This window comes from Enterococcus sp. DIV2453a (genome assembly GCF_050533535.1).
Lineage (GTDB): Bacteria > Bacillota > Bacilli > Lactobacillales > Enterococcaceae > Enterococcus > Enterococcus faecalis.
Genome location: NZ_CP172899.1, coordinates 2,273,541 through 2,299,017 on the forward strand (window position 1 = coordinate 2,273,541; position 25,477 = coordinate 2,299,017).

At 37.2% G+C, this 25,477-nt stretch carries 24 protein-coding genes; 5 read left to right on the forward strand and 19 right to left on the reverse strand.

Going from position 1 to position 25,477, the window contains the following annotated elements; translation table 11 throughout:
* Nucleotides 1-5 precede the first annotated feature (5 nt).
* On the reverse strand, nt 6-920 hold the full coding sequence (locus IGK03_RS11000) for a Gfo/Idh/MocA family protein (RefSeq protein WP_137685798.1): 915 nt from the start codon (nt 918-920) through the stop codon (nt 6-8).
* Between the two features lie 206 nt (nt 921-1,126).
* On the opposite strand from IGK03_RS11000, the gene IGK03_RS11005 reads away from it, so the two are divergent.
* The 3 genes from IGK03_RS11005 to IGK03_RS11015 all read left to right on the forward strand — a co-directional run bounded on the left by IGK03_RS11005 (nt 1,127) and on the right by IGK03_RS11015 (nt 3,161).
* On the forward strand, nt 1,127-1,882 hold the full coding sequence (locus IGK03_RS11005) for an exodeoxyribonuclease III (RefSeq protein WP_010776059.1): 756 nt from the start codon (nt 1,127-1,129) through the stop codon (nt 1,880-1,882).
* Between the two features lie 34 nt (nt 1,883-1,916).
* Nucleotides 1,917-2,450 carry a 3'-5' exonuclease gene (locus tag IGK03_RS11010; protein ID WP_002356400.1) on the forward strand — a complete coding sequence of 178 codons (534 nt, stop codon included), beginning with the start codon at nt 1,917-1,919 and terminating at the stop codon, nt 2,448-2,450.
* Between the two features lie 120 nt (nt 2,451-2,570).
* Complete coding sequence (locus tag IGK03_RS11015; protein WP_010707185.1) at nt 2,571-3,161, forward strand: hypothetical protein; 591 nt, start codon at nt 2,571-2,573, stop codon at nt 3,159-3,161.
* A gap of 100 nt (nt 3,162-3,261) precedes the next feature.
* On the opposite strand, the gene IGK03_RS11020 is transcribed toward IGK03_RS11015, so the two are convergent.
* From IGK03_RS11020 to IGK03_RS11085, 14 genes are all read right to left on the reverse strand, one after another.
* Entirely contained in the window at nt 3,262-4,944 is a 1,683-nt protein-coding gene (locus tag IGK03_RS11020; protein ID WP_010713132.1) for an FAD-dependent oxidoreductase, read from the reverse strand.
* A gap of 96 nt (nt 4,945-5,040) precedes the next feature.
* On the reverse strand, nt 5,041-5,604 hold the full coding sequence (ahpC, locus tag IGK03_RS11025; protein WP_002367212.1) for an alkyl hydroperoxide reductase subunit C: 564 nt from the start codon (nt 5,602-5,604) through the stop codon (nt 5,041-5,043).
* 240 nt (nt 5,605-5,844) lie between these two features.
* Nucleotides 5,845-6,534, reverse strand: a complete 690-nt coding sequence (locus tag IGK03_RS11030) for an O-methyltransferase (RefSeq protein ID WP_002381418.1) — start codon at nt 6,532-6,534, stop codon at nt 5,845-5,847.
* A 613-nt stretch (nt 6,535-7,147) separates the two neighbouring features.
* The gene (locus IGK03_RS11035; protein ID WP_002356394.1) at nt 7,148-8,152 is read right to left on the reverse strand and encodes a lipoate--protein ligase; all 1,005 of its coding nucleotides are present in this window, start codon (nt 8,150-8,152) and stop codon (nt 7,148-7,150) included.
* A gap of 32 nt (nt 8,153-8,184) precedes the next feature.
* Nucleotides 8,185-8,925, reverse strand: a complete 741-nt coding sequence (locus IGK03_RS11040; protein ID WP_002356393.1) for an MBL fold metallo-hydrolase — start codon at nt 8,923-8,925, stop codon at nt 8,185-8,187.
* Nucleotides 8,926-9,070: 145 nt separating this feature from the next.
* Complete coding sequence (locus tag IGK03_RS11045) at nt 9,071-9,862, reverse strand: DUF975 family protein (RefSeq protein WP_002362504.1); 792 nt, start codon at nt 9,860-9,862, stop codon at nt 9,071-9,073.
* 20 nt (nt 9,863-9,882) lie between these two features.
* Nucleotides 9,883-10,965, reverse strand: coding sequence for a M42 family metallopeptidase (locus tag IGK03_RS11050; protein ID WP_002372326.1), 1,083 nt, complete (start codon nt 10,963-10,965; stop codon nt 9,883-9,885).
* Between the two features lie 212 nt (nt 10,966-11,177).
* Entirely contained in the window at nt 11,178-12,452 is a 1,275-nt protein-coding gene (dltD, locus tag IGK03_RS11055; RefSeq protein ID WP_002356390.1) for a D-alanyl-lipoteichoic acid biosynthesis protein DltD, read from the reverse strand.
* Nucleotides 12,452-12,688: a D-alanine--poly(phosphoribitol) ligase subunit DltC gene (dltC, locus tag IGK03_RS11060; protein WP_002356389.1), complete on the reverse strand. Its 237-nt coding sequence runs from the start codon at nt 12,686-12,688 to the stop codon at nt 12,452-12,454. The genes dltD and dltC overlap by 1 nt, the downstream gene beginning before the upstream one ends.
* Before the next feature lie 32 nt (nt 12,689-12,720).
* On the reverse strand, nt 12,721-13,926 hold the full coding sequence (dltB, locus tag IGK03_RS11065; protein WP_002382500.1) for a D-alanyl-lipoteichoic acid biosynthesis protein DltB: 1,206 nt from the start codon (nt 13,924-13,926) through the stop codon (nt 12,721-12,723).
* On the reverse strand, nt 13,923-15,443 hold the full coding sequence (dltA, locus tag IGK03_RS11070; protein ID WP_010713131.1) for a D-alanine--poly(phosphoribitol) ligase subunit DltA: 1,521 nt from the start codon (nt 15,441-15,443) through the stop codon (nt 13,923-13,925). Before dltA ends, dltB begins: the two co-directional genes overlap by 4 nt.
* Before the next feature lie 14 nt (nt 15,444-15,457).
* Nucleotides 15,458-15,607 (reverse strand): teichoic acid D-Ala incorporation-associated protein DltX, encoded by a 150-nt coding sequence (locus IGK03_RS11075; RefSeq protein ID WP_002356384.1) that lies wholly within the window; start codon nt 15,605-15,607, stop codon nt 15,458-15,460.
* A 203-nt stretch (nt 15,608-15,810) separates the two neighbouring features.
* Entirely contained in the window at nt 15,811-17,907 is a 2,097-nt protein-coding gene (locus IGK03_RS11080; RefSeq protein ID WP_002384061.1) for an ABC transporter permease, read from the reverse strand.
* Nucleotides 17,897-18,664: an ABC transporter ATP-binding protein gene (locus IGK03_RS11085; protein ID WP_002356382.1), complete on the reverse strand. Its 768-nt coding sequence runs from the start codon at nt 18,662-18,664 to the stop codon at nt 17,897-17,899. Before IGK03_RS11085 ends, IGK03_RS11080 begins: the two co-directional genes overlap by 11 nt.
* A 406-nt stretch (nt 18,665-19,070) precedes the next feature.
* On the opposite strand from IGK03_RS11085, the gene nrdD reads away from it, so the two are divergent.
* Nucleotides 19,071-21,254 carry an anaerobic ribonucleoside-triphosphate reductase gene (gene nrdD, locus IGK03_RS11090; RefSeq protein WP_002382497.1) on the forward strand — a complete coding sequence of 728 codons (2,184 nt, stop codon included), beginning with the start codon at nt 19,071-19,073 and terminating at the stop codon, nt 21,252-21,254.
* A gap of 32 nt (nt 21,255-21,286) precedes the next feature.
* Nucleotides 21,287-21,883 carry an anaerobic ribonucleoside-triphosphate reductase activating protein gene (gene nrdG, locus IGK03_RS11095; protein ID WP_002356379.1) on the forward strand — a complete coding sequence of 199 codons (597 nt, stop codon included), beginning with the start codon at nt 21,287-21,289 and terminating at the stop codon, nt 21,881-21,883.
* Nucleotides 21,884-21,927: 44 nt separating this feature from the next.
* On the opposite strand, the gene dinB is transcribed toward nrdG, so the two are convergent.
* From dinB to rsmI, 4 genes are all read right to left on the reverse strand, one after another.
* Entirely contained in the window at nt 21,928-23,043 is a 1,116-nt protein-coding gene (gene dinB / locus IGK03_RS11100) for a DNA polymerase IV (RefSeq protein ID WP_289858165.1), read from the reverse strand.
* 128 nt (nt 23,044-23,171) lie between these two features.
* Nucleotides 23,172-23,930 carry an ABC transporter permease gene (locus IGK03_RS11105; protein WP_002381411.1) on the reverse strand — a complete coding sequence of 253 codons (759 nt, stop codon included), beginning with the start codon at nt 23,928-23,930 and terminating at the stop codon, nt 23,172-23,174.
* Nucleotides 23,914-24,576: an ABC transporter ATP-binding protein gene (locus IGK03_RS11110; protein WP_002356375.1), complete on the reverse strand. Its 663-nt coding sequence runs from the start codon at nt 24,574-24,576 to the stop codon at nt 23,914-23,916. The genes IGK03_RS11105 and IGK03_RS11110 overlap by 17 nt, the downstream gene beginning before the upstream one ends.
* 14 nt (nt 24,577-24,590) lie before the next feature.
* Nucleotides 24,591-25,463 (reverse strand): 16S rRNA (cytidine(1402)-2'-O)-methyltransferase, encoded by an 873-nt coding sequence (gene rsmI / locus IGK03_RS11115; protein WP_002356373.1) that lies wholly within the window; start codon nt 25,461-25,463, stop codon nt 24,591-24,593.
* Nucleotides 25,464-25,477 lie beyond the last annotated feature (14 nt).

A 25,477-nucleotide genomic window follows, 5' to 3' on the forward strand; every position in this document is an offset into this window, starting at 1 on the left:
CCTCTTTAAAGAACATGCCGTTGTTGTTGGCGTAGCATTTCTTCACATAACGCATGACTTTCATAGACTTTTTCTTGCTTTAACTCTTGCTCTTGCGGTTTTTGAATGGCCTGAATGAAAGCAGTAACCATTTGGTAAAAACCTCTTTTTTCCAATGTCGGCGTCCAATCCCCCATCTCTTTTACTTGGTATTCTTCTTCTGTTTGGATGGTCAAATGCGTTAAATTTTCCAAGCGATAAGTACCTGTGGGGCTGGTGACTTCAAAAGTTTCTGTATTGGCCCCAGAGTGTAAATCCATGGAACAAACAATCGTTGTCTGTTCGGTTTCTAATTGTAAAATTGCTCGTTTTAAATGACCGTTTTCTTCCACTAATTTTGACTGCACCACGTGGAGCGGTCCTTCCGCTAAATAAACTGCGGTATCAACGACATGTAAAAATAAATCATACATCATAAAACTTGTTTCTCTCGTTGTATTGATGCGGTTCTTTTTAATAAAAATTGTTTGTTTTTCAGGAATATTTTTCAATACTTCCGTATAAGGGGCAAAACGACGATTGAAGCCAACCATCAGGCGCAGATTTTTTGCTGCTGCTAATGCTTGTAATTCTTTGACTTCAGCAAGCTCTTCACTTAAAGGTTTGTCCACAAAGACGTGAATACCAGCCTGTAATAATTGGCGAACAACTGCGCCATGCACTTTTGTGGCTACATGGACAAAACAAGCATCAATCTTTGCTTCAATCAATTCTTCTATGGTCCCAACGGTTTCTGTAAAGCCATACTGATTAGCGATTTTTTGTCGTGTTTCTGGGTTTCTAGTTGCTAATACAAACTCTGCCAAGTGGCGGCATTCACTATAAGTTGGCAAATACGCTTTTTGTGCAATGTTTCCTAAACCAATGACTCCAATTTTCATTCGTTTGTCCTCATTTCTGCTCTTTTTACTATTTTATCATAGACTACTTCTTTCCAAAAATCAGTCATTTTCTCTTTTTCTTTTCAAGTATTTAAAACTTCTTTAAAAAGTATTAGAATAGAAGAAAGCACCAAGCGACCTTTTCTTTGGTTCTGGTTTGCACTGAAACGAGCAAAAGCGTTTCTTATTTGAAAGGAGTTTCAACAATGAAATGTATTTCTTGGAATGTCAACGGCTTACGAGCGGTTGTTAAAAAGAATTTTATGGATGTTTTTAATGAATTAGATGCAGATTTTTTCTGTTTACAAGAAACAAAATTACAAGCTGGGCAAATTGATTTAGAACTTCCTGGCTATCATCAGTATTGGAATTACGCCGAAAAAAAAGGCTATTCTGGCACAGCAATTTTCGCTAAAGAAGAAGCGTTAAGTGTTCGCTATGGCTTAGGTATCGAGACTCACGATCAAGAAGGCCGCGTGATCACTTTAGAATATCCAGAATTTTTCATGGTCACTTGCTACACACCAAACTCACAAGCTGAACTAAAGCGTTTAGCTTATCGAATGACATGGGAAGATGCGTTTCGTGCCTATTTAAACGAATTAAATCAAGAAAAACCCGTAATTCTTTGTGGTGATTTAAACGTAGCTCATCAAAAGATTGATTTAAAAAATTGGAAAACCAATCAAAAAAATGCGGGATTCACGTCTGAAGAACGGCAAAAATTTACTGAGTTGTTAGACAGTGGCTTCACTGATACATTCCGTTATTTTTATCCAGAAGCTGAAGGCATTTACTCATGGTGGAGTTATCGCTTTAACGCACGAAAAAATAACGCAGGTTGGCGGATTGACTATTTCGTTGTGTCAGAATCCTTGAATGAACGTTTAGTCAGTGCTAAAATCCATACAGATATTCTTGGTAGTGATCATTGTCCAGTGGAAGTTGTACTTGATTTTTAAGTGTTACTCAACGCGTTGAAAGGAGTTTTTTTTAATGAACTTTTACGCTTTTGACTTTGAAACAGCTAGTTATGATAAACATAGTGCCTGTTCCATTGCAATTGTTAAAGTAGAAAATAGTCGGATTGTGGATGAATTTTACACGTTAATCAAACCAGAAACACCTTTTTTCTGGCGAAATACGCAAATTCACGGCATTCATGAATCAGATGTTGTCAATGCGCCCAAATTCCCTGAAGTATGGCAACAAATTCAGCATTGTTTTCAACCAAATCGGTTAGTGGTCGCTCACAATGCAAGTTTCGATTGTAGTGTTTTGGCTGGCTGTTTAGATTACTATGGCTTAGAACAACCTAATTACCTTTCTTTATGTACAGTCAAAACGAGTCGCAAACTGTTTCCTGAATTTCCTAATCATAAATTAAATACCGTTTGTGAAAACCTCAATATCACTTTAAATAATCATCATGATGCTTTAGAAGATAGCCGAGCTTGTGCCGAAATTCTTTTACAGCAAGAACAACGATTTGGGGTTGAACCTTTAAAAAAATTAGTATTGGTGAAATAATCCAGTTCTTGTTTCCAGCGAAGGCGTTATCTCTTTCAGTGGCTAGTTGGCAGGAGATAACGTCTTTTCTTTTACATAACTTTTCCGCTAAAACAAAAATTTTTCAGAAAGGACGCGATGATGTATTCGATTCTTTACTTATTCACAGACTCTCTCAAAAATGCGTGGCGCTCAAAAAACCAATTTAGTACGTTGATTCTTATCTTTATTATTAGTTTTCTGACTTTTTCTGCTCTATTATTGACTTTGTTGTTTTCTCGATGGCTTTCACAAATGATTCTTCTTGATAATTATGCAGTGATTCCTCCCTTGAAAATTTTCAGAGGTTTGGCTGGAATCAGCGCTGGAACACTCTTTTTCTTCCTGATTAGTTATATTTGCCGAACTTTCTTCCTAACTTTTTTAGAGCAAAAAAACGACTTACTGATCTTAGCTCTTTTAGGTACGACAAAATTACAAATTTTAATTAGCTATGCCTTACACCCCCTCTATTATTTGATTTTTGTTTTGCCTTTAGCTGCTTTTCTAGCTAATAAGCTCATTCAACAGTTTATCCATGATTTTTTCAGCGAGGTACCTGGTTTAATGCATATCGATAGCTACATGCAAGATGTCTTTTTACCACTAACAGGAAGCCTGTTGTTCATTTGCTGTTGTGTCTTTTTAATTCTTTTTAGGAAACTCAATCGCTTAATCAAAAAAGGTACTTGACTAACTATGCGAAAAAAGTGAGAAATACGTCATCTCGACGTATTTCTCACTTTTTTGAATGACTTAGGTTCTTTAGGCTAATTACTTTTTTCCGCCTCTTTTAAGCCAAGGCTTCAATAATTTCGGTCATTGTTTTTGAACCAAAAATCATTTGTTCGCCATCAATCAGCATTGCTGGAACGCTCATAATTTTCTTTTCTTTTTTCAACTCTGGAAACAGACTAATGTCCACCATTTCTGCTTCCACATGAGGATTAATTGATGCAATATGTTGGCAAGCGGCCACGACATCGGGACAGAAATGACATGTTAGTGAAACAAAAATTTCTATTTTTCTTTTTGGCAATGCAAGTATGTTCTTTTGCAGACTTGCTTCTAACGGCTGCCCCTCGCTGCCGACATTATAAACCGCCAAAACCAACGAGTTTACTTCATGGCCACTAGGAATACCACTAAATTTAATTCCTGTATAGTTTCCTGCCGTATCTAAGAGCACAACGCTAGGCATTTTTTCAATCCCATACAGCAATTCTTTGGCTGGCTCAGTATCTTTCAAAATCGTTTCTAAAGTAATCTTCTGATCCAGACTTGCAAATTCTGTTAAGAATGACTGAAGTTCCAATGATTTTTCATCACTTGCATCCAAAAACTGAAGCAATGTCACTTTTTTGGTTAGTTTAGCGAAAATACCGCTTAATTGTTGGCGCATACTTTCTGGGAACCACTGATGCTTACCAGTAACTTTCGCTGGCTGTTTTTCTTTTGGTTGCTGACTGTTTGTTTCAGGGGCAGATTGATTAGCTAATCGTTCAGTCATTCGCTTCGTTACAATCGGTTGGCCCGCCTGTGTTTTTTGTTCTGTCACGTAACGTTGCGCATGAGTGGCGGCAATTGCACCGTCTGCAACCGCCGTCACAATTTGACGTAATTCTTTTATTCGTAAATCTCCTGCTGCATAAACTCCGGGAATATTGGTTTCCATATTTTCAGTTGTTGGCACATACCCACGGTCTAAGGCAATTTTCCCTTCAAAAATTTCTGTACTTGGTTTATTTCCAGCAAAAACAAACAGACCAAATGTACTGTCTTTTGGCGCTTCATAAACCGTTTCTTCTCCCGTCTGGTTATTGACAAACACAGCTTTCCGGACAAAATCATCTCCCGTAATTTCTTTCACTTCTGTGTTATAAACAATCTTAATTTTCGGGTGATTTTTGGCCGCCTCCGCAGTTAATTTTGCACATGTAAAATCGGGTTCTCGGATAATCATCGTTACTGATTTACCGTAACGTGTCAAATAAACGGCCTCTTCCGCTGCTGCATAACCGCCACCAATCACAAAAATATCTAGGCCTTGGAAAAACTCCCCATCACAAGTAGAACAATAGGCCACGCCGCGTCCTGTAAATTCACTTTCACCAGGGAAACCAATTTTACGAGCAGAGGCCCCTGTCGCAATCAATACTGCATATGCTTGATAGGTTTGACTCGCTGATTGAACAGTTTTTATCGTTTGACTAAAATCAACATCAATAATCTCGTCGTTTGTAAAAGCTACACCGAAGTCTTGTGCTTGAATGCGCATTTCTTCCATTAGTTCTGGACCTGTTGTGTGACGAATCGCTGGATAGTTCACAATTTCAGAAGTCGTCGTTACCTGTCCGCCAATTTTGTCTTTTTCAATAATTAAGGTATCCATCATTGCGCGACCTGCATAGATACCTGCAGATAAAGCAGCTGATCCGCCACCAATAATAATCAAATCGTAGATTTCTTCTGTCACTTGCTTCTCCTCTTTCTTCTGTGTTTCAGAAAAAGAGCTGAACAAAACATTTTCTCTGTTTTATCCAACTCTTTGACCTCTATTTACAAAGCGAATTTAAATTTTACCAACTAAATCTAAGCTTGGTGCAATTGTTTCTTCTCCTGGTTGCCAATTGGCTGGACAAACTTTATCACCATGTTCTGCTACAAATTGAGAAGCTTCTAATTTACGAACAAGTTCTTCAGCATTACGACCAATACCCATGTCGTTGATTTCATAAGATTTGATGTCCCCTTCTGGACTCACAATAAATGAAGCACGGTAAGCCATTCCAGAAGCTTCATCTAAAACGCCAAAGAAACGAGCAAGTTGACCGTTGGGATCGGCTAACATTGGATATTTAATTTTTCCAATCGTTTCTGTAGCGTCAGCCCATGCTTTATGCACATAATGACTATCTTCTGAAACAGAGTAAACCTCACAATTTAATTCCTGTAAATGCGCATAATGCTCTTGCATATCCCCTAATTCCGTAGGACACACGAAAGAAAAATCAGCTGGATAAAAGAAGAAAATACTCCATTTTCCTAAAATATCTTCTGTTGATACTCGTGTAAATTCACCATCGTGATAGGCATCACATTCAAAGTCAAAAAGTTTTTGATTAATTAAATTCATTGTCGTTCCTCCTCTGTTTTTTTACTCTTTAAGGATAACAGTTTATAATTATTCCGTCAATAGAATAATTATAAACAAACAAGGTTTTATTAACGCATAATACTGTCCTATTGAGAATTTTATGATTATCATTCTCAATTAGAAATAGTGAGATAACTTTTTAAATAACATAAAAAAGAAAGCGAATCATTAAAAGAACTTGCTTTTTAATGATTCGCTTTCTTTTTGTGAAGACATTCTTTAACTATCTAAAATAATCGTTTCTTTCTCTTTGGTAATTAAAATAACTCCATCACCAAGAGGAACTAAAGTAGAAGTTAAATCAGGATGCGCCATGACTACATCTAAAAATTGGTTTAATTTACGATGAATCGCTCGATTTTTTTTCGGTACTTCCTCAGCAGGGTCTAAAATTGTCCCAGCTTGAAATACATCATCCACCATTAAAACGCCGCCAACTGGCAGCAACCGTAAACATTCAGGTAAAAATTCAATGTATTTTGATTTGGCACTATCCATAAAAATAAAGTCATAAGGTCCTTCCAACGTTGGTAGAATCTCAGCTGCTTGTCCTTCTAAAAGAGTGACCTTTTCTTCTAAGTCTAGGCGTTGGTAGGTTTTCTTCGCTTTTTTTATCATTACGTCAAAACGATCAATCGTGGTCACGTGACCATCTTCACCAACAAATTGGGCCATCAAGCTTGAAGAAAAACCAATTGCTGCCCCGATTTCTAAAATATTTTTAGGCTTTAGTTGTCCTAGCAAAAATTGTAGAAAAACTACTGTTTCGTGCGGAATAATCGGCACCCCTGCTTCATTGGCTTCCGCCTCCACTGCACCTAATTCTCCGGGAAGTTTCTTTTGTTTTGTACGCATATACTCAACCAATTCTGGTTTAACGACTGGTCGATGCATCATTTCGTTTCTCATCACTTTCGCTCCTTTTCGTCCCTTTATTATACGAAGTCCTTGTTCCTCTGTAAAGGATTGAAATAGGATTCTTAGTATTTGTTTGAAAATAACATGCACATTCTTAACTTCCTAGCTAAGTGCGGATTACTTCTTGTAAGCACATTTTTTCTTTGTTTCTGCTATTTTTTATTAAGTTTTATTCAGAAAACGTCAAAAAGTAGCCCTCAAGAACATACCTATTGATTTTTTCTCGTTATTTCTTATAAAAATACTTCTACATATGTTAATATTTTCCCTTAAATCACTATTAATTCTTGCTATTTCAAGCCCCAAAACAAGCCTATAACCTTGCCAAAATAAGAAACGTCAAATTTTACTACTTTGTCTGTAAAAATTTGATATCACAAAAGAAAGGAAATCTTGTATACTCTTTACAGATAGTGATTTATAGTGAAGCACATAACCAAATTCCCGGACTTGACTTGGTTCAAGTACATATGCAGGCGAGCTATTTGATAGCTCCCTGATAAAAATCGTTTCGACGATTTTGCACATAGCACTACCTTTCTAAAAGCTAAAAATTATTTTTAGCTAGAAAAAAGACAACCGTTTGAAACGGCTGTCTTTTTTTTTAATAAATTAACCCAAGCAAATCTTCTTTTTCGATATTGCCAAAGTATTTTTTAACGTCAATTTGATCAATGGCTTCTTCTAAAGAAGCTTTATCATATTTCACGCCGGTTAAAATATCTTCAACATCTTTAATTTCACCAAGCCCAAAGAAGTCCCCAAAGATTTTAATTTCTTGAATGGCACCATCCGCCACGTTCATTTTCATTTCAATTGAACCAATTGGAAAACGATGGCGACGTTCTAAGTTAAATGCAGGTGATTTACCATAATTCCAATCCCAATTGCGATAGTATTGCTCTGAAATTTTGTTAATAGCCGCCCAGTCTTGATCAGTTAATTCATACGTTTTAACTTGGTCGATCGAATCTACGCCGAAAATTTTCAAAAGAATTTCTTGGCGGAATTCTTCCGTTGTCATCTCTTGTTTATCTTCAGATAAAAATGGTTTAATGTTTGTTACCCGTGAACGAACAGACTTGATACCTTTAGATTCGATTTTATCTTTCCGTACTTTCAATGTATTTACAACTTCATCAATATCACTATCAAACATTAAGGTTCCATGTGCAAACATGCGGCCGTTGGTAGCGTACATCGCATTTCCTGAAAACTTCATATCATTAATCACTAGGTCATTGCGCCCTTTTAATTCGGCACCTTCAACGCCTAAGTCGTGCAATGCTTGAATAATTGGTTGGGTAACTTTCGCAAAATCACGGAAAGAGTTGCCGTCATCTGGCATAATAAAACTAAAATTCAAATTACCATGATCATGATAAACGGCGCCGCCGCCACTTAAGCGACGAACAACATGAATGCCGTGCTCATCTACATATTCTTTGTTAATTTCTTCAATTGTATTTTGGTTACGGCCAATAATGATTGACGGCTCGTTAATGTAAAATAAAAGAATGGGCTCATCTAAAGGCATTTCTGTTAACAAATATGTTTCAATTGCTAAGTTCACTCGTGGGTCATTATTTTCATTCGGTACAAAAATCACAATCGGTTCTCTCCCTTGGTATAGTTACTTTTTTAAATCTCAACTGTTAAATCTGGTTGGGCTAATGTCACTGGAATTTCCGTTCCAGCATAGTTTTGCGCTTCTTCACGTAGTTGTTCCAATGACCCATGTTGTGGTAAATGGGTCAACATCAATTGTTTGACTTGTGCGGCTTTGGCAATTTCACCCGCTTCTCTTGACGTAAAATGTGCATGATGTCGTTCATTACCTTCAAATAAGTACGTATCCGCTAAGAATAAATCGGCGTCTTTTGCAAAGTCTTCAAAACTTGCTAAGTAACCAGAGTCTCCTGTAAAGACAAAGACTTTGCCAGTCGCTTTTTCAACAATCCGCATCGCGTAACAAGTGACAGGATGAATCGTTTCCATGAAAGTAATTAAAAATGGTCCTACTGCCAACTCTTCTGCTTCAAAATACTCTTTCCCTTCGGAAACGTTAGGAAGCGTTAGTTCTTTGAAATGCATTTGATCTTGTGTATGGCCATATATTGGCAAAATAGGTGTCGGTTCCAGCGTTGGATAAAGCTGACGATAATATTGTAAAACACCTAAATCTGCGATATGGTCATGATGGTAATGCGACAGAATGACAGCATCTAATTTCAATGGATCTAGATAGTTTTCTAAACGCACTAATGTCGTACTGCCTGCATCAATAAGCAAATGAAAGCCTTCAGATTCTAACAAATAGGAACTCGTTCCTTCTCCTTTGTATGGATAAGCACCTAAACAGCCTAAGACAGTCAATTTCATGTGTGGACAACCTCCTTCAATACGATACTTCCATGTTACCATAAAATAACGGAAAAACGAGGTTAAAACGCTTAAATTTTCACAAAAAGACCAAAGAAAAAACCTGAACCCTTTGTCGAGATAACGAAGGATTCAAGCTTCTATTTTATTCTTCGGCTAAACCTTTTTCTTCTAAGGCAGTTTGATAAAAACTAGCTAACGCTACATAGTTATAAGGAATCACCCATAATAGACCGATACCAATAGCTAAAAAGCCCACAATATACCAACCAATAAAAGAAAATTGTAAACATAAATATTGCCAAAAACGATTTTTCATTAAATATAACGCCTGTTTCAACGCCATCATAATTGGCAGTTCTGGATTATCAAAACGTAGCCACACAGCAAATTGAAAAACGCCACTCACAAATAAACCAATTAAAAAGATCAAGATAGTGGCAACACCAAACGCTAGGAAAAAGGAAAAATCATTTAAGAAAAAGGTCTGAATTTCCTCTGGTGTAACTGTATTAAACATCAATTTGAAATACAAGGTTGTCCCTGCCCCAAATAAAATTGGTAACAAAAATAACAAACCAATTACACGTTCAAGTACTTTTTGAAGTAGGTTGACCACAAATAGCGGACCATAATATTTTCCTTGAAAAACACTCATTAAAATATTGACCCGCACCTTTTCACCACGCAACACCTTCAAGGCTGCGTAATATAGCGCATAACTTAACGCGAATAAAACAAAAATTTGCAGTAATACTGCGGCAAAACTACTTTGAAAAACTTGATTTTCACCAGAAAATAAATTTTGCACAATCGATGTTAAGAAGCTCTGTAAAACCACTCCTAAGAAAGTTAACCAAGCCATGATCCCCCATTGCCCATCAAGAGCTCTGCGAGCATTGGCACGATGTTGCGAATTTGTTACTAAACTTTTCATTCATTCCATCCTTTCTGAAACTAATAACTAGTCAATTTAGCGACTGTTTCTTTATCTAGACGTTTCACCACTTCTGTGACTAATTTGACTGTGTTGAAATAATCATCTTCATGAATAACTGAGGTATGTGAATGCAGATATCTAACAGGCACCGTGATGGCTAATGATGGAATCCCGTTGCGCGTTAAATGCATGCGGCCAGCATCCGTACCTCCCCCTGTAATCACTGTATATTGGAAGGGAATGTTATTTTCTTCCGCCACTTGAATAACAAAATCACGTAATTTTTTATGCGGAATCATTGATGCATCATAAATCAAAATTTGTGGCCCTTCACCTAAAATAGAGTCGGCTTCTTTAGGTGTCATTCCTGGTGTGTCACCAGCTGTTCCTGTGTCTAAAGCAAACGCTATGTCTGGATTCACAAGATGCGTACTTGTTTGCGCACCGCGTAGCCCGACTTCTTCTTGCACATCACTGCCTGCAAATAAAATATTGGGGTGCCCTTCTGTCGCTAAATTTTCTAAAACTTTTAATGAAACGGCCGTACCAATTCGGTTATCCCACGCTTTTGCCAATAAAAATTTTGTATCATTCATGCGACGATAGTCAATATATGGTGTCACCATATCCCCTGGATGAATCCCCCATTCTGCAACTTGTTGATCGCTACTTGCACCAATATCAATAAACATATCTGCAATCTCATAGGGTTTGTTACGAACTTCCGCTGTTAACACATGCGGTGGTTTAGACCCAATGACACCATGGTAAACCTTACCAGTCGTGGTTTTAATCTGAACTTGTTGGGCCAACATCACTTGCCCCCACCAACCACCAACAGTTTGAAATTTTAAAAAGCCTTTTTCTGTGATTTGGGTAACCATGAAACCGACTTCATCCATATGCCCAGAAATGTAGACTTTTGGTCCTTCTTTATCACCAACATTTTTTGCAATAATACTGCCAAGGCCATCATATAAAAATTTATCCGCATACGGTGCTGCATACTTTTTAAATAACGAACGTACTTCGTCTTCATTCCCAGCAATCCCTTTAGCACTTGTTAAATCAATTAACATTTTTTCTTCTTTTGCATCCATAAAAATAACTCCCCTCAAAAACCAATTTTATCCATTATACCACGAACTAAAAAAATACTTACAAAAAATAAATTGAGCAACGTTCTCCACTAAAAATAAACGAAAAAACAGCCTGCACGCTCGTTATTCAACGGCAGGTACAGGCTATTTTCATTGTTACGAAGCGTTTCTAGTCCGCTTCAGATAATTGGTACTTGATCCATCTTGCCTTCTTAAAATTGAGGTAAGACCAATGGATTTTGTTGTTGCCAATCTGTCTGATAAAAACGATCATCAATTTGATACGCTAACTTTTTAGACGCAGGTTGTTTCATAAATTCATCTACTTGACGATCAACAGCGAGCCAACCACGCCAACCTAAATGAATCGTGTCCGCCATAAAGTAGCGTTCATTACTACATGTTGAGAAGTCAGCAATGTTAGTAAACCCTTGCTCTTGAAGTTGATATTTCAGCTTGCGTGCTACTTGTTGCAACATATCTTGTGACAAGCCCGTATAGTCCGACCAACGTTTGTTAACAGGTGGGATTACAAATAAAACATCGACATTTTTTTCTGCTAACTGTTCTAACGCAGCTTGGAAATCACCATATTCTGGAGAAAAACGGTAATCCCATTTCTTTTGTGAATGAGCTAATTTCGGTAAAACTGGTTTAATCCGTTGGCGATAAAAACCGTTACTAATTTCAAATTTATTATTATTAATGGCTTTTGCCGCAATTTTTCCAGCTAGCTGATCTAATTCATTAAAATTATACGTAGCGGGTAATTGTTTCATATCTTTTTCAACAATTGGTTCTCTGCTAACCATGCCAATTTGGCTAAACAATTCATCTTCACGATTCAAGAAACGGAGATTCATTATAAAATAATCTCGTTGAGAGCGTTGGGGAAGTTGCCCTGCCTGCAGATTTGCCAAGGTTTCCATTAAGACTTTGTCTTTTTGAACAACTGGAAATTTGGTCAAACGTTGTGCTAGATATTGGTCACCGCTGGTTAATTCGGTTAAATTAGCTAACCATTGATAGGTTTGTAATTGTGAATAGTGTGCACCAAAACTATCATTAGGTACACCCTTTTTGACAAACCATTGCGGAGATAAAATAAAGACCGCTTTCTTATTGGCAATCGCATCGCCCATCGAATGAATGACCATTGCTTGGGTTAATGACTGTGTGCCCGCTTCTCCTAGTAAAAACGGTCGGTAGTTCCGTTGATACTTTTCAGAGAGCACACTAGGGTGGAAAGCACTAAATCGACTTAATTCAGAAGAGCCAAAAAAAGGAACATATTTACCAGAAGCCACTGCTTTGTTTTTAATCACATTGCCTTTTAAAACGTTCGGTGCCATTGACGTTGATGCTTCCTTCAACGTTTTTTCGGAAGTTAAATTGATTCTGAACGGTGCAAAAAAGAACACTGCAACCAAGACCGCTGAACAAAGCACTGGACCTAAGATTCTGATTAGTCGTTTTTTTCTAGACATTATTGTAAAGCTTCCACTTGTTGAATGATTTGTTTTGGTGTTCCCCATACTTCACGGTCAAAGTCTGATACAGGAACTTGGATTCCTAATTGTCCTTCAATTTCTACTAATAATTGAACCGTTGCTAAAGAGTCCAATAATCCTTCTTCAAATAATTGAATGTCTTGATTGTTCACAACTTCGTCTGTTCCTGTAATATCTTCTAAAATGTTTAATACTGTTTCTTGAATGTTCATTGTAAATTGCCCCTTTATATTTTTATTTTTGTTTATTTAAACCATAGTTTGTCTAAAAATCCTGAGAAAATCAGGAAGCTGACACAAACCGCTTGGAAAGTTAAAAAGACTGCAAATGCATGTGTAAATTTGTTTGATGGTATCTTGTCTTTATGTTTTTTCTTAAAACGTAGCCAAGCATCTGTTACACAAATTAGTGTTGCATGGTAGAGCCCATAAGCGATGTAGAACCACGTTAATCCATGCCAAATGCCCATGATTAAGAACAACGCAAAGTAACCAATATTAGAAGTCACAATCCGACTCTTAAAGACTTTCTTTTTCATTAAGAAAAACATTAAGCGCATGTAAATGTAATCACGGAACCAAAAAGATAAGGTCATGTGCCAACGATTCCAGAATTCTTTAATATTCCAACTTAGGAACGGTTTGTTAAAGTTCATTGGTGTATCATAGCCCATTAAATAACTTGTGCCAACGGCCAGTAAACTATAGCCTGCGAAATCAAAGAATAGATACAAACTGTAATTATACATATAGCCGACTGTCCACCAAGATAAACCACCTTGTGCCAAGGCCATTTTTTCCACATGTGGTAAAAAGACACCACCAAGATAATGACTGATAATAAACTTATATAAAAATCCTAGAAATAAATAAAAAATTCCTTTTTCTAAAAAGTCTAAATATTTCTCCGCACTCGGCGGGTTTTTCAAATCTTTTTCAAAGCGCCGATAACGATCGATGGGTCCTGAAGAAATAGTCGGGAAAAACAAGAGAAACTGAATGTAACGAAACGGATGATATTCTTTCATTACGCCATCCCGTAAATCCATGACCACTTGGACCGCTTTAAAGGTTAAATAAGAAATCCCTAAAAAGCCAAGTAAGGTTGTTTTGCCTGTCATGAAGGGAGAAACTTTCACCCAAACAAGCGGTAATATAGCTAAAAAGACAGCCAGATAAAAGACCCAACCTGCATTTTTATTTTTTCGATAAGCCGCATAGCCCCACGTTAGTAACGTTTGATAAATAACATATACAATCAGAGCGACTCCTTGTTGCCAAAATTCGCCACCAAAACTGATATATAGAAAGACCAGTGTCACGAGCGTTTGATACCAAGGCCAACGTGTCCCTTTAATGGCTAAAGTTAAAATCATCGGCAACAAGGCCGCAATTAGCAGAACAAAGTAATACGGTGCATTATAGGGAATCATATGAGGAAAATTCATCATGTGGCATTCACCTCATTCATCAACCCTTTCCGATCAATTTTGCCATTACTTGTCAAAGGTAATTGTTCAACATATACAAATTTTTGCGGAATCATATAGTCCATTGTCAACGTGGCTAATTCTTGTTTAATTGCCTTAGTTAATTGAAAATCACTTGAAAATTCATGTGCTTGCGGAACGACATAGGCAATTAATTGTTGGACTTTATTTCCTTGATATTTCGGCACAACGACTGCTTGTTTCACGTAGGAAACATTCGTTAAGTGATGATCCACTTCTTCTAACTCAATGCGGTAGCCATGCAATTTAATTTGAAAATCTAAGCGTCCCTCATACTGCAATAGGTTATCGACTAACTTTCCAGCATCGCCTGTGCGATAAGCTGGTACGCCATCTAATTGGAAAAAAGCTTCAGCTGTTTTCGCAGGATTATTTAGATAGCCTTTGGAAACACTTGGTCCAGCAATGACGATTTCACCAATTTCACCTGCAGGTAATTTTGACATGCCTTCCATAATATAAATTTGCGTATCCTCTTTCACATACCCGATTGGTAAACGTTGGACACTTTTTAAAACTTCTTGAGTGATTTCAATGGCACTAATCGCTACAGTCGCTTCTGTCGGCCCATACGTATTATAAATATGCGCAGTTGGGAAACGAGCGGCTAATTTTTCAGCCGTTGGTTTTGGTAATTCTTCTCCACAGAATAAAAACGTGCGCAGTGCTGGTAAATGTTCACCATCAAAGCTTGGTTCCATTAGACACAATTCAATAAAGGACGGTGTTGAAACCCAGACGTCGATTGTTAATTGTGGCAAACGCGTAAATAATTGTTTAAAATCGTTAATGATTTCATTGGGTAACGGAGTTAATGAGCCACCTAACGCCAATGCGGGATAAATAGACATCACCGATAAATCAAACGAATAAGGTGCCTGTGCTAAAAAGCGGGCCCCTTCTTCTAAACCAAAATCTTGCAACAACCAATTCGTAAAGCTAACTAAATTATCATGGCTGATTTGCACACCCTTTGGTACGCCAGTTGTCCCTGAAGTGAAAATGATATAGTAATTACTTGCTCCTGTGACAGGCGTCAACGCAGGCGCATATCGGGGTGCATGCATCATCATTTCTGTTAATTCTTCCGCCGTAATTACTGGCACTTCGGTGGCTAATTCAGGCCATTCATGCACAGCAATCACTGCGGTTGGTTTGGCTACGTTTAGAATTAGTTCAATGCGTTCTTTTGGTGTATGTGCATCAATGGGGATATAGCTAAAACCAGCTTTCGATGCGCCTAAAAAACTCACAATCATTTCAAAATCTAATTCTCCGTATACGACAATCGCTGACTTGTCCGTTTTCAGCTCAGCTAAATAAGCGGCTAGATTGTCTGACTTTTCTTTTAACTCTCCATACGTAGAGACTTTTTCTTCGGTTAAATAAACAGGACGTTGGGGTTCTTTACGTGCCCATTCATCAATCGTTTGAATCATATTAATTACTTTTTCCATGTATAGCCGCCTCCTTAAAACTCGTTATAAATGAAGGTTCCTCCATTGATATTCTTGTAATGATAAAGATAAATTAATGCAATGACAATGAAAGAATAAAATAACGTTTTACCGATGAATTTAAGACTTTCGTTATTGAGAATTTTCTGAAAAGTTGTTTTCATTATCATTCACCTCCTAAGGTTAATCGCTATCCATTATTTTATGCTATATTTCAGCAAAGTCCATTGAAATTTCTTACAATTTAATAAAAAAACTAACAATTTCGTCACTTCTTAAATTTTCATGATTTTCATAAAGGGAACTCTCATAATTTTTTCGCATAAAGAAACTGTAAAAACCGCTTCACAACGGCTTTTACAGTTTTTTAAAAATGGATGTGTCGAATCATCCGCGCATAAATGGCAGACGTTAAAATATAAAAAATTAGATAAACAATTATTAAGATTCCACAAGAAAGATATACTAACAAATATCCTGGACTCTTAATAAATTGGCTTAACAAATAAATGGCAAAGGTGGTATGCAAAATCCCAATGACCATCGGCGGAAAGAAAATCAAACTATTCTGTCGATAAATTTGCTTAGTTATCGCTTTACTAGAAACACCCATCCGTTTTAAAGTCACGTAATCTTGACGCTCACTTACAGCTGAAAACAGTTGTCGTAACATCAAAATACTGCCCGTAATAAACAACGCTAAAATTGCCACAAACATGGAGACATATAAAGTCAAGCCGTTAATTTTTCGTTCATAGCGTAAAGAGGCGTAGCGATCATTCATATTTAGCCGCCAAGTTTCTGTGACATCATCTTGCGTATTCTTTACCTCTTCGTTAGGCATTTGTTTGGCAAAACCACTCAACTGCTGGTTATTTTTTTCATACTTATACAAAATTGGCGCTTGCCATTCTGTGGCAATCTGTTTATTTACGGCTTCATAAAGTTTTTCACGGCTTTTCGTGTCAACATTTACGGCGTTAATCTGATACTGAATGGAATTTTTTGTCACTTTCTGATAAAGGGCATCGGAAACGACAATCGTTGGTAAGGAATATTGCAATAAAAAATTGCCTAGATAGTTAGGCAGCACTTGTTGCAGTTGTGCCTTCTCTCCTTCAACAAATTGCAGTTTCGATTCATAACGAGACATACCACTTAAAATATTGGTAAAGCTATCCATATAGATAACACTTTGGTCATTTTTTAAATGTAAATCGTTTAAATAAGGATTAATTTTTTGATAGTTGCGGTAATTTGAGAAGGATAAAACATTAACTGCTTCAATCGTTTCTTGTTCCTCTTGCGCTTGACCAATTCGCAAACTTCGTTCAATTCCAGTAATTTTATAAGAAAGTGTCACTTCATTTTTTATTTTGGTGTCCTTCGCTTCATCGAGAACTTTCTTCAATTTAGGATAGCTTTCCTGTGAAACTAAAAAGTCCACGGGGCCATCACTGTTGACCGTGTGCATACTAATCGTATACACAAAAACCATCACGCCAATCCCACTCAAGGCTGTCGCAATTAACAAGGTCAAACCAGTGAGTGTTTTGCTACTTTTAAATAAGTAGCGTTTGGCATTGCCTAAAGTAATCATGCGTAAATCTTGGTAATACCATTTTTTTCTATGATTAAATAAGCGAATGATAAAATACATGGTATAACGGAAAAATAAATAAGTTCCCACCACACAGAGACCCAAAATGATAAAAGGCGTCAATGTAATAATCATTGGAATCGAGATATCCAATGAATCATTTAATTGTTTATACACAATACCTGTCGCTAAATTCCGAAAATCAAACGCAATAAAATAACCAGCCAGTAAACAAATAGGTCCTAAAATACCTAGAAACTGCCGCCGTTTCGTTAAACGACTATAATTAATTTGACCAATTTTTTCTTGGTGCATAAGCTGCGACAATGGATAACGATAAATCATCCAAATACTTCTTAAGCAGACAATCAAAATCATAAATGCAAAAGCTACACCGGTTTCAATAACGGAACGCCAAGAAATATAGAAGAAACTGGGGACTTCTAAAAACATAACTTTGGCTAAAATCATTGAAAACAACTTGGTGAAAATCACTCCTAAAATAATTCCATTAATTAGTGAAACAAAGCCTAAAACTAAATTTTCTACTAAAAAAATTAGTGAAACTTGGCTCTTTCTCAAGCCAATTAATCGATACAAGCCAATTTCTTGGCTACGTTTTCCTATAAAAAAACGATTTGCTGCCAACATAAAGCCCAAAATAATAATGGTGACTAAGGTACTACCGAGTCCTAAAGATCGCTTAATTTCGATATCACGGCCTGCACCTGCGACAAGAGGCTGGTTGTAAGCAATCGCACGGAAACAATAATAAACGACCGCTGCAAAAGTCATACTAATGTAATAAACCAGATAATTAGGTACATGAGCTTTTAAATTTTTTAATGATAGTTTAAAAATCATTTGCGCGCCCGCCTCCACCAATCGTTGCTTGCATATCTATCACACGATTAAAAAATTCCTTACGTGATCCTTGACGAACAACTTCTGAGAAAATCGCACCGTCTTTAATGAACAAGATGCGATTGCAAAAACTGGCCGTGTACGGGTCATGTGTCACCATCAAAATTGTGGCATCATCATGTAGATTAATTTCAGCTAAATATTTCAACAATTCTGTTGCTGATTTTGAATCCAGCGAGCCAGTTGGTTCATCTGCAAAAATAATTTTAGGGTTCGTAATCAAAGCACGAGCAGCTGCTACTCGTTGTTTTTGTCCCACAGAAATCTCTGGTGGATAAGCAGATAAAAGCTCCTGAATCCCCAAAATCGAAGTCACATGTAACAAACGTTTATCCATTTCTTCTAATGAAACTTTTTCTACAGCTAAAGGCAACAGAATATTGTCCTTCACATTTAACGTATCAATTAGGTTAAACGATTGAAAAATAAACCCCATTTCGTTTCTTCGAAAATCACTTAACTGATTATCTCGCATTTTTAAAATATCTTGTCCGGCGATGCGCACGATTCCTGCGGTTGGCAAAATAATCGAGGATAAGACATTCAACAGTGTCGATTTCCCAGCACCACTGGGACCCATAATCCCCACAAATTCGCCTTCATCAACGGTAAACGAAATATTATCTAATACTTCTGTTTTATTATTTAAACGACCATATGTCTTGCTGACATGGTTTACTTCTACAATTTTTTTCATTTTTCTCGCTCCAACGTTTTGTTATTACTCTTATTTTACCAAGAAAAAATCTGAATGAACATCGTTTTATCTTACAATATCGTTCGGTAGTCAAAGAATAATTGGCATTTCGTGAATAAATCCGCAAACAATTATTATTTAATAATTGTTATTTTTTAGTGTTGCTTTTAGCAATTTGGCAAAAAAATCTTTGCTGTTTTTTAATTTGGACAAAGAATTTTTTTCACGCAAAAAAATTTGCTCAATCCTTTTCTTCATTTGTTTTCATATTTTTTTCAAAACAGTGCAAGCACAATATATAGTGTTTGTCTAGTGATATTTTACTAAAAATACGCAATATATCGATTGAATTTAGCCGACCTTTGTATTAGGATAGTTACTAACGAGATATAAGGAGCTGGATAAAATGATGAAGATTACTGATGAAAAAGCCGAGGATGTTAATCTCTCAACAATTAAAGTCGTCAAACGGGATGGTCGTTTAGTGACTTTCGATGATCAAAAAATATACGATGCTTTGATCAAAGCTGAACAAAAAATACATGACCAAGTCACTCCTTTGACACATCAAAAAGTCCAATCGATTGTTGCCGATGTCAATCGAGAAATTGCCGAACGTTTTACCAATAACGTAAAAATTTATGAAATTCAAAATATTGTGGAACATACTCTGCTATCCAACAACGAATATGCCTTAGCCGAAGAATACATTCATTACAGAACCCAACGTGATTTTGAGCGTAGTAAAGCGACTGATATTAATGTATCTATCGGCAAATTAATTAATAAAGATCAGACTGTCGTGAACGAAAATGCCAACAAAGACAGTGACGTTTTTAATACGCAACGTGATCTAACCGCTGGGATTGTTGGAAAATCAATTGGTTTAAAGATGTTGCCTTCACACGTGGCTAATGCCCATCAAAAAGGCGACATTCATTACCACGATTTAGATTATCATCCATATACGCCCATGACAAACTGCTGTTTAATTGATTTTAAAGGCATGCTAAACAATGGCTTTAAAATTGGGAACGCTGATGTCGAATCACCAAAATCAATTCAAACGGCCACTGCACAAATTTCTCAAATTATTGCCAATGTAGCTTCCAGTCAATATGGTGGTTGCTCTGCCGATCGGATTGATGAATTATTAGCGCCTTTTGCGGAACGTAATTATGAAAAACATTTAGCAGATGCGCAAGAATGGATTGAAGGAGAAGAACGCCAAAAAGCATTCGCTCAGAAGAAAACGAAAAAAGATATTTTTGATGCCATGCAAAGTCTTGAGTATGAAATTAATACCTTATTTACTTCCAATGGACAAACCCCTTTTACTTCTCTGGGATTTGGTTTAGGTACCAACTGGTTTGAGCGAGAAATTCAACGGGCGATTTTACAAATCCGAATTAATGGTTTAGGGATTGAAAAACGAACAGCTATTTTCCCAAAACTAATTTTCACAATTAAACGAGGCGTCAATGCGCAACCTACTGATCCAAACTACGATATTAAACAGCTGGCACTGGAATGCGCAACGAAACGCATGTATCCTGATGTTTTAAACTATGATAAAATCGTTGAACTAACAGGTAGTTTTAAGGTACCAATGGGCTGTCGTTCCTTTTTACAAGGCTGGAAAGACGAACAAGGTGAAGAAGTAAATGTTGGCCGAATGAATTTAGGCGTTGTGACCTTGAACTTACCAAGAATCGCTTTAGAAGCGCAAGGAAGTCAAGAAAAGTTCTGGCAAATTTTAAATGAACGTTTAGCGATCGTTAAAGATGCTTTGGTTTATCGGGTTGAACGTGTTAAAGAAGCTAAACCAGCGAATGCACCGATTTTATACATGTATGGTGCATTTGGAAAACGTTTAGCTACACAGGATGCCGTAGATGAACTGTTTAAAAACAAACGTGCCACGGTTTCACTTGGCTATATTGGCTTGTATGAAGTGGCTTCTGCCTTTTACGGCGGTGCTTGGGAGGACAATCAAGAGGCCAAAAACTTTACACTGGATATTTTAAAAGAACTGAAAAAAAATGCCGACAACTGGGGCAACGAATACGGCTATCATTTTAGTGTCTACTCTACACCGAGCGAAAGCTTGACTGACCGTTTTTGCCGTTTAGATACTGAAAAATTTGGCATCGTCGAAAATATTACAGATAAAGAATATTACACAAATAGTTTCCATTATGATGTACGCAAAAATCCAACGCCTTTTGAAAAACTTGATTTTGAAAAGGATTATCCAAAATACTGTTCTGGTGGTTTTATCCACTACTGTGAATACCCCATGTTACAGCAAAATCCCAAAGCACTTGAAGCTGTCTGGGATTACGCTTATGACAAAGTTGGCTATTTAGGAACCAATACGCCAATTGATCATTGTTATGCCTGTGGTTTTGAAGGGGACTTCCATCCAACTGAACGTGGCTTTGAATGTCCAGAATGTGGCAATCATGATCCTAAGACTTGTGATGTCGTTAAACGGACTTGTGGTTATTTAGGTAACCCGCAAGCTCGCCCAATGGTACATGGTCGTCACAAAGAAATTTCCTCTCGTGTGAAACATTTAAAAAATTAAACTCGATTATTCTATAGAAAGAAGTTTTGCTGATGCGTAATCCGAAACCACAAGAATGGAAAACCGAAGACTACAGCCAAAAAAAGATTGCCGATTACAAAGCGTTCAACTTTGTTGATGGCGAAGGTGTACGCAATAGTTTATATGTGAGTGGCTGTCTCTTTGCTTGTGAAGGTTGTTTTAACAAAGCTGTCCAAAATTTCAATTACGGTACGCCGTTTACAGAATCTTTAATGAATCAAATTATTGAAGATTTGTCCCATGACTATGTCCAAGGTTTGACTCTTTTGGGTGGTGAACCCTTTCTGAATACAGATGTTTGTCTTAGTGTAGTCAAACGTGTGCGGGAAACATTTGGCTCAGCCAAAGATATCTGGTCTTGGTCAGGGTATACCTTTGAAGAACTACTTTTAGAAACGCCTGATAAGCTTGAACTACTCCATTCAATTGACATTTTAGTCGATGGGCGTTTTGAACTGGCAAAACGTAATTTAAATTTACAATTTCGTGGCAGTAGTAATCAACGGATTATTGATGTACCCAAATCACTTGCTGCTGGCAAAGCTGTTATTTGGGAAAAATGTCATGACGCCGAAACGTCTTATGAACAAATCAAAAAATCAATTTAAAAAAGTTAGCCCTTTAGCCATCTCTTGAGGATGTGGCTAAAGGGCTAACTTTTTTCCCATAAAGGTAAAACAATGTTTTCATACGCTAGTGGATCTAAATTCGTTAAAGTAATGCCTAATAAACGGATTCCTTGTTCTAAACCTAAAATATCTTCCCAAATTAAATTCGCTTGATAGAAAAGTTCTTCTTTTTTAGAAATATATTCAGGTAATGTCACACGTTTCGTAATCGTCGTATAGTCAGTATAACGAACTTTCAGGACTACTGTTTTGCCATGTTTTTGCACTCGTTGCAATGCATGCTCAACACCTGCTGCTAATTGTCTCAATTGAGCCGTAACCTGCTCTTCCGTCGTTAAAGGGGTGCCGTAAGTATGTTCCTTGCCTACCGACTTACGATCTCTAGTCACTTGAACTGGCGCATCATGGATACCACGGACTTTACGATACAATGAATAACCCATTTTACCGAATAACCGAATCAACGTCATCTCATCTTGCTTGTATAAATCTGCTCCAGTAAAAATCCCTAGTTCATGCATTTTAGGCACTGTTTTTTTCCCGATTCCGTGGAAATCTTCAATCGGTAATGCTTTCAAAAAATCTTCGGCCTCTTCTGGTAAGACAACCGTCAGGCCCTTTGGTTTCTGGAAATCTGATGCTAACTTGGCTAAAAACTTATTGTAACTAACACCTGCCGAGCAAGTTAACTGCAATTCATGCCAAATATCATATTGGATCATTTTCGCAATTTTAATAGCCGACTTACTGTTGACCTTATTTTCAGTTACATCTAAATACGCTTCGTCAATAGATACTGGTTCAATCACATCTGTATAGCGGCGAAAAATTTCACGGATTTCTTGAGAAATTTCACTATATTTCTGATAATTACCTGGCTTAAAAATGGCACTTGGACATAGTTCATACGCCTTTTGAGCACTCATAGCCGAGTGAATACCGTACTGTCGAGCAATATAATTCGCTGTGGTCACCACTCCTTTGCCCCCAGTATCACTTGGATGGCGCGCAATAACTAACGGATGTCCTACTAGCTCTGGATGATCTCGTTCTTCAACTGAAGCAAAAAACGCGTCCATATCTATATGTATAATTTTTCTCGACGTATCTTTTTTTAAGGGAAAACGTAATTCGCTCATCATTTTGATTCGCCTCCTCCCTCCATTATATACGAACGTCCGTTCTTTTTCAAATTGAAACTTCTTTATTTCAACCAGAAAAAGCTGAAAATCCGTGAAGTTATAAACACAGATTTCCAGCTTTTTAATTAAACAATCAATTGTTTTTGTTGATTATAGTAGCCTTTATAGGCAAGATACGTTGCAATCACTGAACCAATACTTGTTGCTGATAGCAACATAAAAGTCACCATAATCTGATATTTTATCGCATGGACCGGATCAACGCCCGCAAAAATCAAGCCTGACATCATCCCAGGCAAACTAACAATTCCGACAGTTTTGGCAGAATCAATCGTCGGTGCCATTCCGGTTTTCACACTTTGTTGGATAATTGGTAAAGAGGCGAGTTTGATAGTTGCACCTAATGCTAGTTTCTCCATTACCGCTTGCCGTTGGTTTTGAAAAAGAGTATCTAAATTGCGATAGCATAAACCAATTGCCACCATCGAATTGCTGGCAATCATCCCACTGATAGGAATGATTTGAGAAGGAATAAATTTAATAGAACCAGAAAAAATCAAAATACCAATGGTAATTCCTGTGCTACAACCAATTGCAATGAAAGAAATCAAAAAGCCCTTTTGTAATTGCTGGCTGCGTTTTTTTGCATTAAAGGCTGCGTTGGAAACAATCACCAAAACCATGATGAGCGTTAAAATCAGGTTATTGACTTGAAAAACATATTTTAATAAATAGCCGACTGCGACTAATTGAATGACTGCTCGAATCACACTAATAATAATATCTTTGGTAAAACCTAATTTTTCTTTAGTACTAATAATTAATGCGACCACCACTAGCATGGCTGAAAAAAATAAGGATAAATTATTAACTGCTAAATCCATCTGTCGGCGCCACCTTTCCTGCTACAATACGAATCACTTGCTGTGCTTGCTGAATTTCTTCGGTATCATGCGTGACACGAACCAGCGTGACTCCTTGCTCTTTGTTTAATTGGTTTAACAATTGATTGACAATCTGTTTGCTTTCTTCATCTAATCCCGTTGTAACTTCGTCTAATAATAAAACATCTGGTACAAAAATAATGTTTCGTAGCAAAGCAACCCGTTGTCGCTCACCACCAGAGAGTTCAGCTATTTTCTTTTCAAGATAAGCAGCGGGCAATTTCACTTGTTGGAGCAATGCCACGACTTTTTCCTGATTAAACGCTTCTTGTCTGACGGTAAATGGAAATAATAAATTATCATACACGGTTTCACCAAATAAAGTTGGCTGCTGAAAACAATAAGAAACCTTTTGGCGGTATGTTTCGATTGGCATTGTAGTAATTGGCGCTTCTTGATAAAAAATTTCGCCTTCTGTAGGACTTAATAATGAAGATAAAATTTTTAAAAATGTACTTTTCCCGCTACCTGAAGGACCAACAATTGTTGTATTGCTGCCTGTTTCAAATGACAAATCAATATCAGAAAGAATGCTACGACCATTTACTTGATAAGACACGCCTTCTGCTCGCAATAAATTACTCATGTTTCTCTCCTTTTTTAAATGGAATGATATTCTTTATATACTTCTTGTTTTTTTACATTTCTCAATTTGGCCACTTCTTTGATTGCCTCTTTGGAACTCCGTCCCTCTTCCTCCATTAAAACTTGCACATGTTCCTTGAGGGAAATAGCTGGCATTGCTGCTATTGTCTCTTTCTCACCAGTAAATCCGCTAACTAATAAACAACACTCGCCTTTTAGCGTATTTTCTGCTAAATATTCTGTTAGTTCACCTAAGGTACCACGCAAATACTCTTCATGAAGTTTCGTTAATTCTCGACAAATCACAGCGGGGCGTTCTTGACCATAGACTTCAGCAAACGTTGCGACCGTTTTAGCAATCCGATAGGGGGACTCATAAAAAATCTGTGTCGGCCGTTCTTCTTTTAATGCTGATAACACGTCTTTCTGTTCTTTTTTCTTTCTTGGTAAAAAACCATAAAACGTAAATGGCTGTGGTAAAAGACCCGAGGCAATCAAGGCGGTCATTCCTGCCGTAGGTCCTGGCAAGGCAATCACTGCCAGTTCTTCTTCAAGACATGCTGTAACCAATTCATGACCAGGATCACTAATTGAAGGCATACCTGCATCGCTAACTTGGGCAATCGTTTCACCACTCAGCAATCGTGTAATCAGTTGAGGAATTCGCTCTTTGTAATTATGTTCGTGTAAACTAATTTGTGGTGTTGTAATCTCAAAATGATTTAGCAATTTTTGTGTGTTTCTTGTGTCCTCACTAGCAATCACCGTTGCTTCTTTCAATATGTTTAAACAACGAATACTCATATCTTCTAAATTGCCGATCGGTGTTGGGACAAGATACAATTTTCCTTTTGTTGTTTGCTTATCAAAACTTTTCTGTTTTTGCATAGCGCATCCCTCAT

What these genes read in the sequence shown, in the direction of transcription:
- IGK03_RS11000 (WP_137685798.1), bottom strand. Translation starts at nt 920, where the DNA reads ATGAAAATTGGAGTCATTGGTTTAGGAAACATTGCACAAAAAGCGTAT.
- IGK03_RS11005 (WP_010776059.1), top strand. Translation starts at nt 1,127, where the DNA reads ATGAAATGTATTTCTTGGAATGTCAACGGCTTACGAGCGGTTGTTAAA.
- IGK03_RS11010 (WP_002356400.1), top strand. Translation starts at nt 1,917, where the DNA reads ATGAACTTTTACGCTTTTGACTTTGAAACAGCTAGTTATGATAAACAT.
- IGK03_RS11015 (WP_010707185.1), top strand. Translation starts at nt 2,571, where the DNA reads ATGTATTCGATTCTTTACTTATTCACAGACTCTCTCAAAAATGCGTGG.
- ahpC (WP_002367212.1), bottom strand. Translation starts at nt 5,604, where the DNA reads ATGAATTTAATTAATCAAAAACTTTTTGACTTTGAATGTGATGCCTAT.
- IGK03_RS11030 (WP_002381418.1), bottom strand. Translation starts at nt 6,534, where the DNA reads ATGAGAAACGAAATGATGCATCGACCAGTCGTTAAACCAGAATTGGTT.
- IGK03_RS11040 (WP_002356393.1), bottom strand. Translation starts at nt 8,925, where the DNA reads ATGAAATTGACTGTCTTAGGCTGTTTAGGTGCTTATCCATACAAAGGA.
- IGK03_RS11045 (WP_002362504.1), bottom strand. Translation starts at nt 9,862, where the DNA reads ATGAAAAGTTTAGTAACAAATTCGCAACATCGTGCCAATGCTCGCAGA.
- IGK03_RS11050 (WP_002372326.1), bottom strand. Translation starts at nt 10,965, where the DNA reads ATGGATGCAAAAGAAGAAAAAATGTTAATTGATTTAACAAGTGCTAAA.
- dltD (WP_002356390.1), bottom strand. Translation starts at nt 12,452, where the DNA reads ATGTCTAGAAAAAAACGACTAATCAGAATCTTAGGTCCAGTGCTTTGT.
- dltC (WP_002356389.1), bottom strand. Translation starts at nt 12,688, where the DNA reads ATGAACATTCAAGAAACAGTATTAAACATTTTAGAAGATATTACAGGA.
- dltB (WP_002382500.1), bottom strand. Translation starts at nt 13,926, where the DNA reads ATGATGAATTTTCCTCATATGATTCCCTATAATGCACCGTATTACTTT.
- dltA (WP_010713131.1), bottom strand. Translation starts at nt 15,443, where the DNA reads ATGGAAAAAGTAATTAATATGATTCAAACGATTGATGAATGGGCACGT.
- IGK03_RS11075 (WP_002356384.1), bottom strand. Translation starts at nt 15,607, where the DNA reads ATGAAAACAACTTTTCAGAAAATTCTCAATAACGAAAGTCTTAAATTC.
- IGK03_RS11080 (WP_002384061.1), bottom strand. Translation starts at nt 17,907, where the DNA reads ATGATTTTTAAACTATCATTAAAAAATTTAAAAGCTCATGTACCTAAT.
- IGK03_RS11085 (WP_002356382.1), bottom strand. Translation starts at nt 18,664, where the DNA reads ATGAAAAAAATTGTAGAAGTAAACCATGTCAGCAAGACATATGGTCGT.
- nrdD (WP_002382497.1), top strand. Translation starts at nt 19,071, where the DNA reads ATGATGAAGATTACTGATGAAAAAGCCGAGGATGTTAATCTCTCAACA.
- nrdG (WP_002356379.1), top strand. Translation starts at nt 21,287, where the DNA reads ATGCGTAATCCGAAACCACAAGAATGGAAAACCGAAGACTACAGCCAA.
- dinB (WP_289858165.1), bottom strand. Translation starts at nt 23,043, where the DNA reads ATGAGCGAATTACGTTTTCCCTTAAAAAAAGATACGTCGAGAAAAATT.
- IGK03_RS11105 (WP_002381411.1), bottom strand. Translation starts at nt 23,930, where the DNA reads ATGGATTTAGCAGTTAATAATTTATCCTTATTTTTTTCAGCCATGCTA.
- IGK03_RS11110 (WP_002356375.1), bottom strand. Translation starts at nt 24,576, where the DNA reads ATGAGTAATTTATTGCGAGCAGAAGGCGTGTCTTATCAAGTAAATGGT.
- rsmI (WP_002356373.1), bottom strand. Translation starts at nt 25,463, where the DNA reads ATGCAAAAACAGAAAAGTTTTGATAAGCAAACAACAAAAGGAAAATTG.